At 61.4% G+C, this 18,416-nt stretch carries 19 protein-coding genes; 13 read left to right on the top strand and 6 right to left on the bottom strand.

Translation table 11 applies throughout. The features are described from left to right. Positions 1 to 141: 141 nt before the first annotated feature. Positions 142 to 732, top strand: a complete 591-nt coding sequence (locus PH552_RS22705) for a biotin transporter BioY (protein WP_113250066.1) — start codon at positions 142 to 144, stop codon at positions 730 to 732. Further along, positions 729 to 1,154, top strand: a complete 426-nt coding sequence (locus PH552_RS22700) for a DUF1284 domain-containing protein (RefSeq protein WP_112341221.1) — start codon at positions 729 to 731, stop codon at positions 1,152 to 1,154. The genes PH552_RS22705 and PH552_RS22700 overlap by 4 nt, the downstream gene beginning before the upstream one ends. On the opposite strand, the gene PH552_RS22695 is transcribed toward PH552_RS22700, so the two are convergent. Continuing rightward, complete coding sequence (locus PH552_RS22695; RefSeq protein WP_112341222.1) at positions 1,151 to 1,891, bottom strand: ArsR/SmtB family transcription factor; 741 nt, start codon at positions 1,889 to 1,891, stop codon at positions 1,151 to 1,153. The two genes, PH552_RS22700 and PH552_RS22695, sit on opposite strands and share 4 nt — an antisense overlap. 72 nt (positions 1,892 to 1,963) lie before the next feature. Here PH552_RS22695 and PH552_RS22690 point away from each other — a divergent pair, with 72 nt between their 5' ends. From PH552_RS22690 to PH552_RS22680, 3 genes are all read left to right on the top strand, one after another. Then, positions 1,964 to 2,293, top strand: a complete 330-nt coding sequence (locus PH552_RS22690) for an NIPSNAP family protein (protein WP_112341223.1) — start codon at positions 1,964 to 1,966, stop codon at positions 2,291 to 2,293. Beyond that, on the top strand, positions 2,290 to 2,637 hold the full coding sequence (locus PH552_RS22685) for an antibiotic biosynthesis monooxygenase family protein (protein ID WP_112341224.1): 348 nt from the start codon (positions 2,290 to 2,292) through the stop codon (positions 2,635 to 2,637). Before PH552_RS22690 ends, PH552_RS22685 begins: the two co-directional genes overlap by 4 nt. A 157-nt stretch (positions 2,638 to 2,794) precedes the next feature. Next, positions 2,795 to 3,925: a site-specific DNA-methyltransferase gene (locus PH552_RS22680; protein WP_112341225.1), complete on the top strand. Its 1,131-nt coding sequence runs from the start codon at positions 2,795 to 2,797 to the stop codon at positions 3,923 to 3,925. A 131-nt stretch (positions 3,926 to 4,056) separates the two neighbouring features. On the opposite strand, the gene PH552_RS22675 is transcribed toward PH552_RS22680, so the two are convergent. The 3 genes from PH552_RS22675 to mutY are packed head-to-tail and all read right to left on the bottom strand — an operon-like array spanning position 4,057 to position 6,151. Beyond that, positions 4,057 to 4,422 carry a nuclear transport factor 2 family protein gene (locus PH552_RS22675; RefSeq protein WP_112341226.1) on the bottom strand — a complete coding sequence of 122 codons (366 nt, stop codon included), beginning with the start codon at positions 4,420 to 4,422 and terminating at the stop codon, positions 4,057 to 4,059. A gap of 4 nt (positions 4,423 to 4,426) precedes the next feature. After that, entirely contained in the window at positions 4,427 to 5,041 is a 615-nt protein-coding gene (locus PH552_RS22670; protein WP_112341227.1) for an HAD family hydrolase, read from the bottom strand. 21 nt (positions 5,042 to 5,062) lie between these two features. Then, the gene (mutY, locus tag PH552_RS22665) at positions 5,063 to 6,151 is read right to left on the bottom strand and encodes an A/G-specific adenine glycosylase (protein WP_113250065.1); all 1,089 of its coding nucleotides are present in this window, start codon (positions 6,149 to 6,151) and stop codon (positions 5,063 to 5,065) included. A gap of 95 nt (positions 6,152 to 6,246) precedes the next feature. Here mutY and PH552_RS22660 point away from each other — a divergent pair, with 95 nt between their 5' ends. From PH552_RS22660 to ppdK, 7 genes are all read left to right on the top strand, one after another. Further along, entirely contained in the window at positions 6,247 to 6,741 is a 495-nt protein-coding gene (locus PH552_RS22660; RefSeq protein WP_113250064.1) for a DUF721 domain-containing protein, read from the top strand. 73 nt (positions 6,742 to 6,814) lie between these two features. Further along, positions 6,815 to 7,090, top strand: coding sequence for a type II toxin-antitoxin system ParD family antitoxin (locus PH552_RS22655; RefSeq protein WP_112341230.1), 276 nt, complete (start codon positions 6,815 to 6,817; stop codon positions 7,088 to 7,090). Next, positions 7,080 to 7,385: a type II toxin-antitoxin system RelE/ParE family toxin gene (locus tag PH552_RS22650; protein ID WP_112341231.1), complete on the top strand. Its 306-nt coding sequence runs from the start codon at positions 7,080 to 7,082 to the stop codon at positions 7,383 to 7,385. The genes PH552_RS22655 and PH552_RS22650 overlap by 11 nt, the downstream gene beginning before the upstream one ends. 161 nt (positions 7,386 to 7,546) lie before the next feature. After that, positions 7,547 to 8,236, top strand: a complete 690-nt coding sequence (locus PH552_RS22645; RefSeq protein WP_112341232.1) for a DsbA family protein — start codon at positions 7,547 to 7,549, stop codon at positions 8,234 to 8,236. A 186-nt stretch (positions 8,237 to 8,422) separates the two neighbouring features. Continuing rightward, positions 8,423 to 11,884, top strand: a complete 3,462-nt coding sequence (locus PH552_RS22640) for a chromosome segregation SMC family protein (protein WP_113250063.1) — start codon at positions 8,423 to 8,425, stop codon at positions 11,882 to 11,884. A 139-nt stretch (positions 11,885 to 12,023) separates the two neighbouring features. Continuing rightward, positions 12,024 to 13,349, top strand: coding sequence for a hemolysin family protein (locus PH552_RS22635; RefSeq protein ID WP_113250062.1), 1,326 nt, complete (start codon positions 12,024 to 12,026; stop codon positions 13,347 to 13,349). A 168-nt stretch (positions 13,350 to 13,517) separates the two neighbouring features. Next, the gene (gene ppdK, locus PH552_RS22630; RefSeq protein WP_113250061.1) at positions 13,518 to 16,184 is read left to right on the top strand and encodes a pyruvate, phosphate dikinase; all 2,667 of its coding nucleotides are present in this window, start codon (positions 13,518 to 13,520) and stop codon (positions 16,182 to 16,184) included. A gap of 11 nt (positions 16,185 to 16,195) precedes the next feature. Here the strand turns inward: ppdK and PH552_RS22625 are convergent, their stop codons facing one another. Further along, the gene (locus PH552_RS22625) at positions 16,196 to 16,471 is read right to left on the bottom strand and encodes a hypothetical protein (RefSeq protein WP_112341236.1); all 276 of its coding nucleotides are present in this window, start codon (positions 16,469 to 16,471) and stop codon (positions 16,196 to 16,198) included. 91 nt (positions 16,472 to 16,562) lie between these two features. Next, positions 16,563 to 16,979 carry a hypothetical protein gene (locus tag PH552_RS22620; RefSeq protein ID WP_183763329.1) on the bottom strand — a complete coding sequence of 139 codons (417 nt, stop codon included), beginning with the start codon at positions 16,977 to 16,979 and terminating at the stop codon, positions 16,563 to 16,565. Positions 16,980 to 17,220: 241 nt separating this feature from the next. Between PH552_RS22620 and PH552_RS22615 the strand changes: the two genes are divergently transcribed. Continuing rightward, complete coding sequence (locus PH552_RS22615) at positions 17,221 to 18,153, top strand: DUF1499 domain-containing protein (protein WP_113250059.1); 933 nt, start codon at positions 17,221 to 17,223, stop codon at positions 18,151 to 18,153. Positions 18,154 to 18,416: the final 263 nt, after the last annotated feature.

Here is an 18,416-nt window from a genome sequence, read left to right as displayed (position 1 = left end):
TCTGATTTTTATTCGCCTTATTTTTCAACGCACTCCCGAGCTTTACCGGAATTTGGTGTCGCTGCCACTTGCCTGATTTCGCGATCTCTCTCATAAAATAGATGAGACTAAAAATTATCTATAATTTTGAAAGGAGAGCCTATGTCCCTGTTGCAGCATCAAGATGAAGTCGCTTTCGATCCGCTTCGCCTTGGTCAGCGTTCGCTTGTTACCAAGGCTGTGTTCGTTCTCGCCGGAACGTTGATCCTGGCTTTGGCATCGCAAATCGCAGTGCCGATGGTGCCGGTGCCGATCACCATGCAGACATTCGCGATTACCATGATCGGTGCGCTTTATGGCTGGCGTCTTGGTGCGGTCACCGTTCTCGCGTGGCTGGGCGAAGCTGCGATCGGCTTTCCGGTGCTCGCCGGCGGGGCAGGCGGCATTGCGTCCTTCATGGGTCCGACGGCGGGTTATCTCGCATCCTTCCCGATCATTGCCGCCCTCGTCGGCTGGCTTGCCGAGCGAGGTTGGAGCGGCAATCGCGTCGTGCGTAGCTTCCTTGCGCATCTCTCGGCCAACATTCTCTGCCTCGCGATCGGCGGCGCATGGCTTGCAACGCTGATCGGTGCGGAAAAAGGCTGGCTGCTTGGCGTCGCGCCCTTTGTCCTCGGCGCCGTTCTCAAGTCCGCGCTTGCAGCGACGGTGCTGAAGACCATCCAGGTCTATAGCGGCAAGGCGCGTCTGAATTGACCGTCAGGCTTCGCGCCCACCATCTGCTCTGCATGCTGACCTTCGTCGGTGAAGGCTATACCTCGGCCTTCACCGACAATTATCGCCGCATCGCCGAGCGGCTGTCGGAAGGGGAGGAGATCAAACTCGTCTCCGGCCCCGATGACATCTGCGCTCCGCTCCTGAACGGGGAGGAGCCGCACTGCTTCAAGGCTTCCGTCGTCGAGCGGGATACGGCTGCCCTTGCCGATGTCGCGGCCTTGTTAGGCGAAGAGATCGGTATAGGCGCGGTGCTGGTGCCTGATGCCGTCCTGCTTTCTAAGCTCCGTCGCAATTTCGCCAGCGGTGAAATCCGCCATGCCTGCATCGGCTGTGAATGGGGTGAGCTCTGCAGCCGCATTGCTGCAAGCAATTTCAGCGGTGTCCTGATCAAGGCAGCCTAAGGCGTGTTAGTCAGCCCTGGCTGCGAGGCCTCTGGCTGCCGGGCGCCATCGCTCAACTCAAGTGGAAAGAGCGCCAGAAAGCGGCGCTCGCCCTCGGGCGTGAAGAAGATCGAGCGGCTGTTTTCGGTGCGCCGCGCCCATCCCTTGTCCAGGAAATTCGAAAGCAGCGCCTTCCCAAGGCTGCCGGCGAGATGCGCGCGCCGCTCGCTCCAGTCCAGGCAGGATCGGCAAAGCGGGCGGCGGCTTGAGCGCAATCCGGAAACGTCGATGCCGATCGATCCCAAATGCTTCTCGCCGATGGCTGTCAGGCTCAGACCTTCGCCCACGGCGAAGATCGACCCTGCCTCGATCAGGCTGTCGAGCATGCGTACGCCGTAGTCGCCGGCCAGATGGTCGTAGCAGATGCGCGCCTTGCGCAGCGCCGGCTCCTTCGGGCCGGGACGATGGCGCAAATGGCCGCGGCTGGCTGCAAAACCCATGATGCCCTCGAGCAGCTTGCCGACCCGATCATCCGCTAGCGTGAAATAGCGATGACGGCCCTGCTTGCGCTGTGCCAGCAGGCCGCCCGCTTCGAGCTTGGAAAGATGGGCGCTGGCGGTCTGCAACGTCACGCCGGCAGCCGCCGCCAGTTCCGTTGCCGTCAACGCCCGGCCGCCCATCAGCGCCGTCAGTATATTCGCTCGCGCGGGATCGCCGATCAGCGAGCCGATCTGTGCTATGTCTGGACCTTCCTTCATACTTCGATCGTAACCGAACCATCTCCGTCCTGCAATGTGCGAGAACAGTGCCATCAGCAAAGGAGAAAGCCAATGATCACTTGTTTCATCCGCTATCAGATCGATCCGTTCAAGCAGGACGCCTTCGCAGAGTATGGCAAAGCCTGGGGCCAGGTCATCCCGCGCAACGGCGCGGACCTGATCGGCTATTTCGCCCCGCATGAGGGGTCACTGACGACCGCCTACGGCATCTACAACATCGAAAATCTCGCCGCCTACGAGGCCTATCGCAAGAGCCTCGCCACCGATCCGCTGGCGCAGGCAAATTTCGATTTTGCCCGACGCGAGCGCTTCATCTTGCAGGAAGACCGCATTTTCGTGAAGAATGTCTCGCTGCCGCATGCTCCGAGGATATCGCCATGATCGCAGTTATTTTCGAAGTCGTTCCCCATCCCGACGAACGTCAGCACTACCTCGACATCGCGGCAAGGCTGCGCTCCGAACTCGAAACCATCGAAGGCTTCGTCTCCATCGAGCGCTTCGAAAGCCTCACTCAACCGGGTAAGATCCTGTCGCTGTCCTTCTGGCGCGACGAGGCGGCCGTTCGTGAATGGCGAAACCGCGAGGCCCATCGCGCCGCCCAGAAAGCGGGGCGCAAGACGGTCTTTGCCGATTATCGCTTGCGTGTCGCGCAGGTGCTTCGCGATTACGGTATGACGGAACGAGCAGAAGCACCCGACGACAGTCACGCAGTCCACGATATTTAGGGCTTTCAACGCGATAGCGCCTTTCGACAAGGCCTGCATACCCGGCGGTTTCGTCGGGAATGCAGAAAATATGACGCCGCTTTAGCCTTTGGTAACCAAGTTAGGTAACCATAACACTCAGTTAAGAGCACCGAGTAAGTGTAACAGCGAGTATCACATGGCGTCAGTTTTCCCGCTTGCCGACCTCAGGACTTCAGCCGTTCCGGGGTCCTGGATCGACACGATCATCAAGGGCGATTGCGTGGCCGCTCTTGAGGCACTGCCCAATCAATCCGTCGACGTCATCTTCGCCGACCCGCCGTACAATCTCCAGCTTGGCGGCACGCTGCATCGTCCGGACCAGTCGCTGGTCGACGCCGTCGATGACGAGTGGGACCAGTTCGCCTCCTTCGAAGCTTATGACGCCTTCACCCGCGCCTGGCTGCTCGCCTGCCGCCGCGTGTTGAAGCCGACGGGCACGATCTGGGTCATCGGCTCCTATCACAATATCTTCCGCGTCGGCGCGACATTGCAGGATCTGAACTTCTGGATCCTCAACGACATCGTCTGGCGCAAGACCAATCCGATGCCGAATTTCAAGGGCCGCCGCTTCCAGAACGCGCATGAGACGATGATCTGGGCAAGCCCGAACGCCAAGGCGAAGGGTTATACCTTCAATTACGACGCAATGAAGGCCGCCAACGACGACGTGCAGATGCGCTCCGACTGGCTGTTTCCGATCTGCAGCGGCAACGAGCGGCTGAAGGGTGACGACGGCAAGAAGGTTCATCCGACACAGAAGCCGGAAGCGCTGCTTGCCCGGGTCATCATGGCCTCGTCTAAGCCCGGCGACATCATTCTCGATCCCTTCTTCGGATCGGGCACGACCGGCGCCGTTGCCAAGCGCCTCGGCCGCCACTTCGTCGGCATCGAGCGCGAGCAGGATTATATCGATGCGGCCAGCGCCCGTATCGCCGCCGTCGAGCCGCTCGGCAAGGCGGAACTGACCGTCATGACCGGCAAGAAGGCGGAAGTGCGGGTTGCCTTCAATACGCTCATCGAAAGCGGCCTCGTCAAGCCCGGCCAGGTGCTGACCGATGCGAAGCGCCGCTATAGCGCCATCGTGCGGGCCGACGGCACGGTTGCTTCCGGCGGTGAGGCCGGTTCCATTCATCGCCTCGGCGCGAAGGTCCAGGGCCTTGATGCCTGCAACGGGTGGATGTTCTGGCATTTCGACGACGGCCGTTCCCTGCGTCCGATCGACGAACTCAGAGCCATCATCCGCAGTGACCTGGCGAAGGTGGAGTAGCCTCAGCCATCTCCGGCAAACATATCCGCCTTCTTCCGCCGTGTACCTCCAGTCAGGGAAGAAGGTGAAATGCGCAGGGCCTTGCCGGACGATCTATCCGGCAAGGCCTTGCGCGTCTTTAGCTTCAGATTTTAGAAGTCCTGGTAATCCGTGACATCGACGCGCACGACGCGGCCGTCCTCATCGAAGGTGATCGTTTCCTCGCCCTCGCGGATCAGCGGCTTGCCCGTCTTGCTGTTGGTGGCGCGAACCGACCAGACCGCACGGCCCGAAAGCGGCGTCAACGTCTCCACCAGGGAATTGGACGCGGTCTGGTCCGGATAAGTATCGAAATAGCCGCGGAAGGCTTCCATGATCGCAGCGCGGCCGGCGAGGCTGCCGACGCCGTTCGAAACATAGGTGGCATCCTCTGCGAAGAAATTCTCGATCGCCTCATAGTCGAGGCGATTGATTGCGTCATGGAACAGATCGATACGTTCTGCAGGGTCAAAGATCATCGGCTCAAACCTTTATGCCATGGGCGGCGAGATCGCTATGCAGCTTCTCGGCACCGGTGAAGTGAACTGCATGCCAGCCGGCAGCCCGCGCACCTTCGACGTTCGGATAGGAATCATCGATGAAGATCGTTGAGGCCGGGTCGAGACCGAAGCTCTTGGCGTGGGTATCATAGATCGCGACATCCGGCTTGATCAGGCCTATATCGCCGGAAACCGTCACGCCGCGCGGCTTCTTGAGGAAGGGATAGCGCTCCTGCGCCTCGCGAAAGGTGTCGGAGGCAAAATTGGTCAGCATGGTGACGTCGCGACCTTCCGCGATCAACTGTTCCAGAATGGAAACGCTGTCGTCATAGGCATGCGGAACCATCTCATGCCAATATTTACGGAAGCTGCGGATTTGTTCTTCCCGTTCGGGATGATCGGCGATCAGCAGGGCCTCGGCGTCTGCCCAGGTGCGGCCGCGATCCTGCTCGAGGTTCCATTCATGAGTGCAGAGATTGGCGAAAAACCATTCGCGCTCGGCATCGTCCGGAATGATCCGGCTGTAGGGAAGGTTTGGATCATAGTGGATGAGAACCTTGCCGATATCGAAAACGATATGCCGTATTTCCGTCGTCATAAATGAATTCCTGCATCTGATTTAAAGGCTTTTTGCGAACGCATTGGGAATAGCCTGCGCGATCGCTTTTTTCATGACTGTTGGCAGTGCCTGGTCTTCAAGATTTGTAACCGGCGCCCACCATCCGTCATGGTTGTCACTCTGCGACACCGACTTGGCACGCCAGATCGACAATCTCAGTTCGAAATGCGTGAAGACATGTGTCACCATGCCCGCGGGCTGCCAATCGGCGGGGAAGGGGGCGGCCCCGATGCCGGTCTCGCCGTCGATCCGCGCCGTCCATCCCGTTGTCGGAACCTCGGTCATCCCTCCGAGCAACCCGCTTTCAATGCGACGGCGCAGGAAGATCTCACCCTCGTCATTGACGGCGACGAAGGCCGCGCCCTGGCGCACCGGCTTTTCCTTCTTGGCCGCCTTGACCGGGAAACGTTCGGGATCATGCCCGGCCAGCGCCTGACAAGCGCCGTTGAAGGGACAGAGCGAACAGACCGGGCGTTTGGGCGTGCAAATCGTCGCGCCGAGATCCATCATCGCCTGAGCAAAATCGCCCGGCCGGTCGGCGGGCGTCAGCAGCGCTACCTTCTGCTTCATCATCGGCTTGGCGCCCGGCAGCGGCGCCGAAATCGCGTAGAGACGGGAAATTACCCGCTCGACATTGCCGTCCATCACGGCTGCCTGGCGATTGAACGCGATCGCGGCGACGGCGGCAGCGGTGTAGTCGCCGATGCCGGGAAGCGCGCGCAAGCCATCCTCGGTATCGGGAAAGCGGCCACCATGATCGGCGGAAACGGCTTCGGCACATTTCTTCAGGTTGCGGGCGCGCGCGTAGTAGCCGAGCCCGGCCCAGGCGGCCATCACGTCGTCGTTCGCGGCGGCTGCGAGATCATCAACCGTCGGCCAGCGCTCGAGGAACTTCGCGAAATAGGCTTTGACCGCCGGCACGGTCGTCTGCTGCAGCATCACTTCCGACAACCAGATGCGATAGGGGTCCGGCTTGACGCCGCGCGCGGCCATCGGCGGCGAGACCCGCCAGGGCAGGTCACGGTGGTGTCGGTCGTACCAGGCAAGCAGCGATGCGGCCGTGGGGGATTCTAAAGTCGTGGTCATGATTTGCCGCGTCGAGGGGAAGTGCTCTATACTTGGCCAAGCTGCGTCGGGCGATCAAGGTGCCTGACGCATAAAGCCTGTGTAGAGACCCGGTTGAAATGAGTTATCCCCGAAAAGGCGAAAAGCAGATTTCCGAGCTGACCAACGGCATCGTCGATCCGGTGCTGGCAAAGCGCGCGGGCATCAACACGACGCTGCTTGGCTGTTGGGACGAGATCGCCGGCGAGGATTTTGCCGACTGCACGCGGCCGGAAAAGATCGCCTGGGCAAAGCGAACAGGCCCCGGCATAGATGACCGGTTTCAGCCAGGTGTCTTGACGATCGCCTGCGAAGGCGCCCGCGCGCTCTTCCTGACCCATGCGCAAGGCGAACTCATCCAGCGCATCAACAGCTTCTTCGGCTTCTATGCCGTCAATCAGATCCGCATCGTGCAGAAGCCGGTCTCAGTCGCATCCAAGCGTTCGCGCACACCGCCGCCGCTGAAGGGCGAGGCGGCCCGCAAGCTGGCTGACATGATGGACGGCATCGAGGATGAGAAGATCAGAGCTGCCGTTCAGCGCCTGGGCACGGCGATGGCCTGGAAGCGGCGATAGGGGATAATCCGGGCTTGCCTTTCTGGTAATGACACTGTCATACTCAAGGCGAAATGTCTACGAGGAGCTGGATATGCGAAGAAGCAAGCCGATCACGGTTACACTGGGTAACCAGCAGCGTAGTGTGGATGCCCGGCTGGAATCGGGCGCTTACGATTCCGCCAGTGAAGTTCTACGCGCTGCTTTGAGGGCATTGGACCGTGAAGAAGAAGTCATCAATCAACTAATGCGTGCAAAGATCCGGGAGGCGCTCGATGACCCGAGACCTGGCAGAGATGCGGATGAGGTTTTTGATAAAGTTGAAAGAATTCATGCCGAGCGAATGAAAGCCGCCGGTCGTGACATATAAGGTCTCTTTCAGTGCTCTTGCCGAAGAAGACGTTATTGGCATCTATGAGTTCATTGCGAAAGATAGTCCGAGCCGCGCGTTGTCATTTATCCGAAGGCTTCGGGAGCAGTGCGAAACACTTAAGACAATGGCGGCCCGAGGGCCTCAACGCGAGGGTTTAGGTCCAGGTGTTCGTATTATGGTATTTGAGCGGCGGGTTACCGCCGCTTATCACATAAAGAACGAGCAGGTCGTTATTCTACGTCTCTTTTATGCTGGGCAAAATATCCCATCGATCTTGCTCGACGAACACTGAATTCTCATACATCCGCATCGATTCCGAAGGCAATTTCAGCTTTTTGTCTTTCCCAGGTCACAATTCTTTGAAGAAAGTTGGCCAACCGTGCCTTGTTAGCGGCAAGCTGCCGTTATATCGCATGAAACATTCGAAGACCTCTTTCAACGACGGGTGACTCTATGCCGATGTCCGACATGCTCTTGACCAAACGCCACCTGCTGGGCGGCTCTGCCGTTGCAGCCCTCTCCGTGGCGTTTTCTGCCGTTGCAGGCACCGCATCCGCCGCAACTGCAGAAGATGAAGTGCCGCCTTCGGATGGCAATGTCGACATGAACGAAGTGCTGAAACCCGGCCCGCTGCCGGAGATCGCACTCGGCAAGGAAGATGCGCCCGTCAAGATCGTCGAATATATGTCGCTGACCTGCCCGCACTGCGCGCATTTTGCCGTCACGACCTTCGACACGATCAAGCAGAAATACGTCGATACGGGCAAGGTTCGCTTCATCATCCGCGAATTCCCGTTCGATCCGCGCGCTGCCGCAGCCTTCATGCTGGCCCGCTGCGCCCCGCAGGAACAGTACATGCCGATGGTCGAAATGCTGTTCAAGCAGCAGATCGCCTGGGCCTCGCCTGACGTCGATGGCCGCGCTGCACTGCTGCAGATGTCGAAACTCGCTGGTTTTACTGAGGATAGCTTCACGAAATGCTTGACGAACCAGAAGCTTCTGGATGATGTCAACTCAGTACGGGAACGCGCAGCCAAGGATTTCGGCGTCAATGCCACGCCGACCTTCCTGATCAATGGCAAGCGCTACGCAGGGGACATGTCTGTTGGTGCCATGTCGAAGCTTATCGACAGCCTGCTCTGATCCGCGCCTTTTTCGATCACAGGCGGGCGGCCGAGGTCGCGCGCCTGCTTTCTATTACCTCCCCCTTGAGGAGGGAGGTCGCGCGGAACGCGCGGGTGGGGGTGATTTCTGGGGTGAACGCATGATCACTCCACTCCGGACCTTAGGTCCGACCCTCCTCTTCGTGAGGAGGGTGGAGATCAGTCCATGAAATTCAACAGACTGAGACTTGTCGGCTTCAAATCCTTCGTCGAACCGGCAGAATTCGTCATCGAGCGCGGCCTGACCGGCGTCGTCGGCCCCAACGGCTGCGGCAAGTCCAATCTTGTCGAAGCGCTGCGCTGGGTGATGGGCGAGAATTCCTACAAGAACATGCGCGCTTCCGGCATGGATGACGTGATCTTCTCCGGCTCCGGCAACCGCCCGGCCCGCAACACCGCCGAAGTGGGTCTCTACCTCGACAATAGCGATCGCACCGCCCCCGCCGGCTTCAACGATAGCGACGAAATCCAGGTGACGCGCCGCATCGAGCGTGAGCAGGGCTCCGTCTATCGCATCAACGGCAAGGAAGCGCGCGCCAAGGATGTGCAGCTGCTGTTTGCCGATGCCTCCACCGGCGCCCGCTCGCCGTCCATGGTTGGGCAGGGCCGTATCGGCGAGCTGATTCAGGCAAAGCCCCAGGCGAGACGCCAGCTGCTCGAAGAGGCGGCGGGCATTTCCGGCCTGCATTCGCGCCGGCATGAAGCCGAGCTGCGCCTGCGCGCTGCCGAAAGCAACCTCGAGCGGCTTGACGATGTGACGTCGCAGCTCGAAAGCCAGATCGAAAGCCTGAAGCGTCAGGCGCGGCAGGCCAACCGCTTCAAGATGCTCTCGGCCGATATTCGCGCCCGCGAAGCCATGCTGCTGCATATCCGCTGGGTGCAGGCCAAGGAAGCCGAAGCCGAGGCCGAAAGCGCGCTCAACCAGGCAACCGCGCTCGTCGCCGAAAAGGCGCAGATCCAGATGGAGGCGGCAAAGGCGCAGGGCATCGCCAGCTTCAAGCTGCCGGAACTGCGCGACGATGAGGCGAAGGCCGCCGCTGCTCTTCAGCGCCTGCAGATCGCCCGCTCGCAGCTGGAAGAGGATGTCAACCGCATCCTGCGGCGGCGCGACGAATTGATCCGTCGCCTGGCACAATTGGCTGAGGATATCAGCCGCGAGCAGCGGCTTGTCTCTGATAATGCCGCGATCCTGGCAAAGCTCGATGCCGAAGAGGCCGATCTCGCCGATATTCTCGCTGATTCCGGCAGGCTTGCCGAGGAAACGCGCGTCGCTTTCGAAGAGGCGGCCGCCAAGCTCGCCGACAGCGAGCGCATCTTTACCGCTCTGACCGCGGAACGCGCCGAAGCCGCGGCCGCCCGTAACCAGCTGGAGCGCGCCATCCGCGATCTGGCCGATCGCAAGATGCGGCTTGAGCGCCAGGCTGACGAAGCGAACGGCGAGCTTGCCGCCATTGACGAAAAGATGGCTGATCTCCCCGACCCCAGCGAAAAACGCGATATGGTCGAGGCGGCAGAAAACGTCGTTGCGGATGCGGAAAGCGAGATCCAGCGCGTTGAAGCTGTTCTTGCCAAGGCGCGTGAAACCGAGGCGCTGTCGCGTGGCCCTGTCGAGCAGGCGCGGGCGCGTCTGAATGCGCTCGAAACCGAGGCGCGGACCATTTCCAAGATGCTGGCGGCGGGTGATACGTCCGGCGCCTTTTCGCCGGTTGCCGAAGAGCTGCGCGTCGACCGCGGTTTTGAGACGGCACTGGGCGCAGCGCTCGGGGATGACCTGGAATCCTCGCTCGATTCCGAGGCCCCAGTCTATTGGTCCGATAATGGCAGCGGCGCCACCGATCCGGCTCTGCCGGAAGGCGTCGCGCCCCTGATCACCCATGTCGGCGCGCCGGCGGCACTGACGCGGCGCCTGCGCCAGATCGGCATCGTTTCGGCCGAAGATGCCTTGCGGCTCATGCCGGACCTGAAGCCGGGACAGCGGCTGGTCACCAAGGACGGTGCGGTTTTCCGCTGGGATGGCCATGTGACCGGCGCCGATGCACCGAGTGCCGCTGCGTTGCGGCTGGCGCAGAAGAACCGTCTCTCCGAGCTGGAAGCGGAATCCGAGCTTGCGCGTGATGTGCTTGCCGAGGCCGAAAAGCGTCTGTCGGCCGCAGCCGAGGCAATCCAGGCCGAAGAGGGACAGCTGGCGACCGCCCGGGACGCCAGCCGGCTTGCGGCCCGGCATCTGGCCGAAGCGCGTGAAGCGCTCGCTGCCGCCGAGCGAGCCTCCGGCGATCTCATTCGCCGCCGCGACGTCATCGCCGAGGCGGTCAGCCGGTTGCGGGAGCAGCTGGAAGACGTGGCCATGCAGGATGAAAATGCTCGCATCGAACTGGAAGACGCACCGGATCTCGACGCTATCGATCTGAAGCTGCGCAACCAGCAGGCGGAGGTCGCGACGGATCGCGGCGCCCTTGCGGAAGCGCGTGCTCGCCATGAAGGCCTGAACCGGGAAAACGAGGCGCGGCAACGTCGTATCCTCGCGATCCGCCAGGAGCGCGATACCTGGCGCCAGCGCGCTGCCAGTGCCGAGGAACACATTCAGACGCTGCGCGACCGTGAAGAGGAAGCGCGCGAAGAGGCGGCCGAACTTGATCTCGCCCCCGATGAATTCGACGACAAGCGCCGCGCCTTGATGAATGAGCTGCAGAAGGCCGAGGAGGCACGCCGACAGGCCGCCGACCGTCTCGCCGAAGCGGAGGTCGTTCAGCGCGAGGCCGATCGCCATGCGACGACGGCCCTCTCGCAACTGGCAGAAAGCCGGGAAAAGCGCGGCCGCGTCGAGGAGCGGCTGGTGTCTGCTCGTGAACGCCGGCAGGAGAGCGAACTGCGCATTCGTCAGGCGCTCAATGTCGAGCCGCACGAGGCCATGCGCCTGACCGGCGTTTCGGCAGTGCAGACCATACCCGACCTCCGCGAGGTCGAACGCGAGCTGGAACGGCTCAAGATCGAACGCGAGCGCCTTGGTGCCGTCAATCTGCGCGCCGAGGAGGAGAGCAAAGAGCTGACGGAGCGGCTGCAGGCACTGATCAAGGAGCGCGATGATGTCATCGACGCCATCCGGAAGCTGCGCGGCGCGATCCAGAGCCTCAACCGCGAGGGCCGAGAACGTCTGATCGTCGCCTTCGATATCGTCAATGCGCAGTTTCAGCGCCTGTTCACCCATCTTTTCGGCGGCGGCACCGCCGAGCTGCAGCTCATCGAGTCGGACGATCCGCTGGAGGCGGGCCTCGAAATTCTCGCCCGCCCGCCGGGCAAGAAGCCGCAGACCATGACCCTGCTTTCCGGCGGCGAGCAGGCACTGACGGCCATGGCGCTGATCTTCGCCGTGTTCCTCACCAATCCCGCGCCGATCTGCGTTCTGGACGAAGTGGACGCGCCGCTCGATGACCACAATGTCGAGCGCTACTGCAACCTCATGGACGAGATGGCGGCCTCCACAGAGACTCGCTTCGTGGTCATCACCCATAATCCGATCACCATGGCCCGCATGAACCGGCTCTTCGGCGTGACCATGGCGGAGCAGGGCGTCTCCCAGCTCGTGTCCGTCGATCTGCAGACCGCCGAACGGCTGCGCGAAATCGCTTGAGCACTGTCCCCCGTCAGGATTGAGAAAACTGTTCCCGTTTCGACAAGAAATTGCTGCGTCGGCTGCCGTGCGTCATGAAAGCGTGCTAGTTTCGTTTTTCGATCAACAACATGGGCGCTGATCCGCCCGGAAGGGAAGTATGTCTGGTTCGACTGGCGGTATTTTCGACATCCTCGGAATACTTGCCGTATTGCTGCTCGTCGCCGCCAACGGCTTTTTCGTTGCCGCCGAGTTCTCTCTGGTTTCCGTCCGCCGCAGCCGTGTGACGGAACTCGTTGCCGAAGGGCGCATGAACGCCAAGGCGCTGCAGAAGGCAGTCGATAATCTCGATGCCAATCTGGCGGCGACACAGCTCGGCATCACCATTTCGTCGCTCGCCCTTGGTTGGGTCGGCGAACCCGCTCTTGCTCATCTGCTGGAGCCTCTGCTCGATTTTCTTCCCGGAACATGGGCCGCAGCTGGATCGCATGCGATCGCCGTCGCCATTTCCTTCATCATCATCACCGCGCTTCATATCGTCCTTGGCGAGCTTGCGCCGAAGAGCCTGGCCTTGCAGCGCAGCGAGGGCACTGCGCTCGGTGTCGTGCGGCCGCTCGGCCTGTTCCTCTTCCTGTTGCGCCCGGCCATCACCGTGCTTAACGGCCTCGGCAATCTCGTCCTTCGCCTCTTCGGGCTGCGCCCGGGGGCGGGCGAGGGCTCGCTGCATTCGCCGGCCGAGATCAAGCTCCTGATCGCCGAAAGCCAGGAGGCCGGCCTGCTGGAACAAGCGCAGCAGGATCTGGTCGAGCGCGTCTTCAATATCGGCGACCGCGATGTCTCCGATATCATGACGCCGCGGCTGGAGGTCGAATGGATCGATGCCGACGACCCGCCGGAGGAAATGCAGAAAACCATTCGCGAAAGCCGGTTCGAGCAGCTTCTCGTCGGACGCGGATCGATCGATGAGCCGATCGGCATGATCCTGAAGAAGGATCTGCTTGACCAGCTTCTGAACGGCGAACCGCTGAACCCGATGGCCGTCATCCGCCAGCCGCTGGTCGTTCACGAGTCCACAGCCGTCTTCAAGGTGCTTGAAAACTTCAAGCGCGCCCCCGTCCGCCTCGCCATGGTCATCGACGAGTATGGCAGTCTGGAAGGCATCGTCACGCAGACGGATCTGCTGGAGGCGATCGCCGGCGATCTGCCTGATATGGACAATGACACGCCCGACGTCATCGAGCGAGCCGATGGATCGTTGCTGATGGAAGGCATGATGCCGGTCTACGACGCCTTTGCGCGGCTGGGGCTGCGCTTCGGCGAAGAGGACGTCAATTTCCATACGCTTGCGGGCTTCGCCCTCTACCAGCTCGGCCATCTGCCCGAAGTGGGCGAAAGCTTTACCTTCGGCGGCTGGCATTTCGAGATCGTCGATCTCGACGGCATGCGGATCGACAAGATTCTGGCACAGCGTGAGCCGCAGGCTTAGCCGTTAGGAGCGCTGAAGTGATCCGGAGGCTCCCGGTTTTCGATCAATCGATTGAAATCGGGAGGTTCCGGATCATATTTATTGTGCAGCGCAACATTTTGCCGCATTTGTCGATTTTCATTTGTGGCTCAATGAATTAAGTTCAACCGGAGGAGTTGGACGGAGACGATGACGAAGTGGGTCTATACATTCGGCGGCGGCAAGGCCGAGGGGGGCGCCGGTGATTTTGAACGGCTCGGCGGCAAGGGCGCTAACCTTGCTGAAATGTGCAATCTCGGCCTGCCAGTTCCGCCGGGGCTGACGATCGTCAGCGACGTCTGCGCTTTCTACTACAAGAATGGCCGTAACATCCCCGAAGAGCTGAAGCCGCAGGTCATGCAGGGCTTGCAGCGGATGGAGGCCATTACCGGGCGCAAGTTCGGCGATACCGTGCGGCCGTTGCTGGTTTCCGTGCGTTCGGGCGGCCGTGCATCCATGCCGGGCATGATGGACACCGTCCTCAATCTCGGCCTCAACGATGCCACGGTGCAGGCGCTCGGCCATGATGCCGGTGACGCCCGCTTCGCCTGGGACAGCTATCGCCGCTTCATCCAGATGTATGCCGATGTTGTCATGGGCCTGGACAACGAGGTCTTCGAAGAGATTCTGGAGGATGAGAAGGCGCGGTTCGGCCACGAGTTCGATACTGACCTTACCGCCGTCGAATGGCAGCATGTCGTCTCGATCTACAAGACAGTCATCGAGGAAGAATTGGGCGAAGCCTTCCCGCAGGAGCCGGAAGTGCAGCTCTGGGGTGCCGTCGGCGCGGTCTTTGCCAGCTGGATGAACGCCCGCGCCGTCACCTACCGGCAATTGCACAATATTCCCGAGGGTTGGGGAACCGCCGTCAACATTCAGGCGATGGTGTTCGGCAATCTCGGCAATTCTTCCGCTACCGGCGTCGCCTTCACCCGCAATCCGTCGACCGGCGAGAAGGAGCTTTATGGCGAATTCCTTGTCAATGCGCAAGGAGAGGATGTCGTTGCCGGCATCCGCACGCCCCAGAGCATCACGGAAGTCGCCCGCATCGCGTCGGGCTATGACAAGCCGTCGATGGAAAAGCTGATGCCTGAGGCCTTTGCCGAGTTTCGGAGCATCTGCGCGCAGCTGGAATCGCACTACCGCGAGGTCCAGGATCTGGAATTCACCATCGAGCGCGGCAAGCTCTGGATGCTGCAGACCCGAAATGCCAAGCGAACTACCAAGGCGGCGATGAAGATCGCCGTCGACATGGTCGATGAAGGGCTGATCTCGGAAGACGAAGCGGTTTCCCGCATCGAGCCGACGACGCTGGACCAGCTGCTGCACCCGACGATCGACCCGCGCGTCCACCGCGAGGTTATCGGCTCCGGTCTCCCTGCATCGCCTGGTGCTGCCACCGGCGAGATCGTCTTCACCGCAGAAGAGGCAATTATCGCTGAAGAGGAGGGCCGCAAAGCCATCCTCGTGCGCATCGAAACGAGCCCGGAAGACATTCACGGCATGCATGCCGCCGAGGCGATCCTGACCACACGCGGCGGCATGACCAGCCATGCGGCGGTGGTTGCCCGCGGCATGGGCATTCCCTGCGTCGTCGGCGCCGGCACCATGCGCATCGATATGCGCAATGAGAAGCTGATCGGCATCGGCGTCACCTTGAAGAAGGGCGATATCGTCACGATCGATGGATCCACCGGTCAGGTCCTGAAGGGCGAAGTGCCGATGATCCAGCCGGAACTGTCGGGCGATTTCGGGCGAATCATGGCCTGGGCGGACCGCTCGCGGCGTATGACGGTGCGCACCAATGCCGACACACCTGCCGATGCGCGCGCCGCCCGTTCCTTCGGCGCCGAGGGCATCGGCCTTTGCCGTACTGAGCACATGTTCTTCGAGGGCGATCGCATCCATGTCATGCGCGAGATGATCCTCGCCGAAGACGAAAAGGGGCGCCGGGCCGCCCTTGCCAAGCTCATGCCGATGCAACGCCTTGATTTCACCGGCCTCTTCACCATCATGCATGGCCTGCCGGTGACCATCCGCCTGCTCGATCCGCCGCTGCACGAATTCCTGCCGAAAACGGATGAGGAGATCGTCGAAGTGGCCGGGATCATGGGCATGGAGTCAGCCGCGCTGCGCCAGCGGGTCGATGCGCTGCACGAGTTTAATCCCATGCTCGGCCATCGTGGCTGCCGCTTGGCGATTTCCTATCCGGAGATCGTCGAAATGCAGGCACGCGCAATTTTCGAGGCGGCGGTTCTGGCCGCGCGCGAGACGGGGGCTGCCGTCGTGCCGGAAATCATGGTGCCGCTGGTCGGCTTGCGCTCGGAGCTTGATTACGTCAAGGCCTGCATCGATGAGGTGGCGCGTGCCGTCATGACCGAAGCGAAGATGAAGATCGACTATCTCGTCGGCACGATGATCGAGCTGCCGCGCGCAGCCTTGCGTGCCCATATCATCGCCGAAGCGGCCGAGTTCTTCTCCTTCGGCACGAACGACCTGACGCAGACGACATTCGGCATGTCGCGCGATGACGCCGCCGCCTTCATCCCGACATACCAGCGCAAGGGCATCATCGAGCATGATCCTTTCATATCGCTCGATTTCGACGGGGTCGGCGAGCTCATTCGCATCGCGTCGGAGCGTGGCCGCCGTACCCGCAACGACATGAAGCTCGGCATTTGCGGTGAGCATGGTGGCGATCCCGCGTCCATCCACTTCTGCGAGGATATTGGGTTGGACTACGTATCCTGCTCACCGTTCCGCGTGCCGATCGCGCGGCTTGCGGCGGCGCAGGCGGCGATCAAAGGGCGAGCTTGATTTCCTTAAGGTCAGCGGCGCCAGTAGCCACGGTGATATACCGGGCCACCGACCACGATCGTCGGCCCCCAGAAGAAATCATCATTGCTTTCCATGAAGGCTCTTTGATCTGCTCGCCGGCTAAGATCCTGGTTCATCAGGCAGTTGGCAAAATTCTCCGACCCACGCCTGAAGCCGTAGCCGCTGCACCTCGCCTCGTCGGCCGCCCGGATTTCCTCGGCCGTCTGGCAGGAGGAAAGCACGAGGGTGATGGTGAGGAAGGAAAGGAGGGAAGCGGCTATACGCATGACTTTGTGTCCTGAATGCTGATGTGCAGACACGAACTATAGCGCCGCGCGGCATGGCGCGAAAGGCACATCGGACCGTAGGCGGGATCGCCTATGCGGCTTCCTTCGGCTTTGCCGGCAATCGCCGCAGCACATCGACGAAGGCATCGGCAAACTGCAAAAGGTGCTCGGTTTCACTATCCGGTTGCAGCAACCGGATTTCCGTGCCGTCTTCGTCGAGCGCGGCAAAGAGAGTGCGCATCGTCGCATCGCCTTCGGGAATGCGGATGACCGCCAGCCTGCGGCAATCGGGGATCAAGCCCGCGGCCGGAAGGTCGAACAGGAAGTCGCCGCGCGCCGCCGAAGCGGCGTTTCGCACGGCTTCGCAGAAGCCAGGCTCTCCGCCGGAAAAGCCTTCGAGCGAAAGCTCCAGTTCCAGGAGTTCCAGCGGCAGGATCGGATCGGCCGCGTCGCCCCGGGCAATGGCCGCTGCCGGCAACGGTTTGGCGGCGGCGTCTTGAGAAACTATCGGTTCCATCTCACCAAGTCCTTTCACAGCCTCGATAAAACGCTGAAGAATGGCCTTTTTTGGGAATTTAAGCAAGCGCTCACGTTTTTGGTCTAGGCGTTACTGGTTTCTGCCTTGACGAAACATGGGGCGTTGATGTCGTGACATTCGATTTATTTTCGCCGTTTCTTGATCTAAACATAAGTCGCTTTCCGGGATTCGGTGCATCCGCCTTCCGATCCGACGCGCCGACGAGCCCTTGATGACCATCCGCTTCGACCGTCCCGTTTCACATGCCGCCCGCGCCGCGCGTTTGATCGCTTCATTTGCCCTGGTGCTCTGCGGGGTGACGCTGATCGGCTATCGTTTCGGGCCTCTGGAAACGCCTTATTTCGTGCTGCTGCTGCTGATTTCGGCCGGCTGCGCCGTGCTATCGGTGTTGCTGGCGCTGGTCGGCCTTGCCCAGCTTTGGCAGAACGCCGCCATCGGCGGCGTCTCCGCCGTCAAGGCGCTCGTCTATGCCGCCTTGCCGCTTGCCATTTTCGGCTTCGGCGCCGAGCGCTATTGGAGCCGGCCGCCGATCTACGAGATTTCGACCGATCTCAACGAGCCGCCGGAATGGCTGGCAGCGCCGGACGCCAGGCAGCTGTGGCTGCCGCCGCGCCATCTGGTGACGCAGCAGGAGCGTGAGGCGCAGTTCGATGCCTATCCTGCTTTGATCAGCCGGCGCTACGAGGGGGCTTCCGACCGCGTGCTGGAAGCGGTGCGCAAGGTCGCTCGTGACCGTCACATTACCATCGTCAAGGCGGATGGCGCCGACGTGGCCGACCCGAACGGCAATGCGAAGCCGAAGCGCCGCACCCGCCCGCAGACCGTCAATCCCGCGCAGAATGACAGTGCGGCGGGCGACGTGCCCGATATCGTCCCGGTGCCGACGCCGCGTCCCTTCCGTGATGGTGTGGCGGAACTCATCCGCCAGAATACCGACGTCGTCCTGCAGGGAGAAACCCGCACCCGCATCTTCGGCCTGCCATGCGACATGTTGATCCGCATCCGCGAGGAGGCGGAAACCACGCTGGTCGATATCCGGGTCGCCTCCCGCTACGGCCAGAGCGATCTCGGCGTCAGCGCCGACCTGGCTGATGGCTATCTGAAGGCGCTGGATGCCGAGTTGCTCGGCATCGCCGGAAGCTGAGCCTCGCCAGCCCTTCTTGGGGCGGGCAATCGTATGTGCGGCATGTCGGCGCCGTAAGCTCCTTCTCCCCTTGGGGAGAAGGTGGACCGAAGGGTCGGATGAGGGGGTTATCTATTTGAATTCATGGATTTTGATGGTCTTGGCGGGCACCCCCTCATCCGCCTGGCGGCACCTTCTCCCGCTGGGGAGAAGGGGGACAGCGGCAATCTCCGCTCATATGCGATACCCCTCTCCCCGACGGGAGAGGGGACCGTGCCTGCCAT

Source organism: Rhizobium aureum (genome assembly GCF_030182495.1).
Classification (GTDB): Bacteria; Pseudomonadota; Alphaproteobacteria; order Rhizobiales; family Rhizobiaceae; genus Rhizobium; species Rhizobium tropici_C.
Note: the sequence above shows the minus strand (reverse complement) of the source record. Positions and strands in the feature narration are given on the sequence as shown.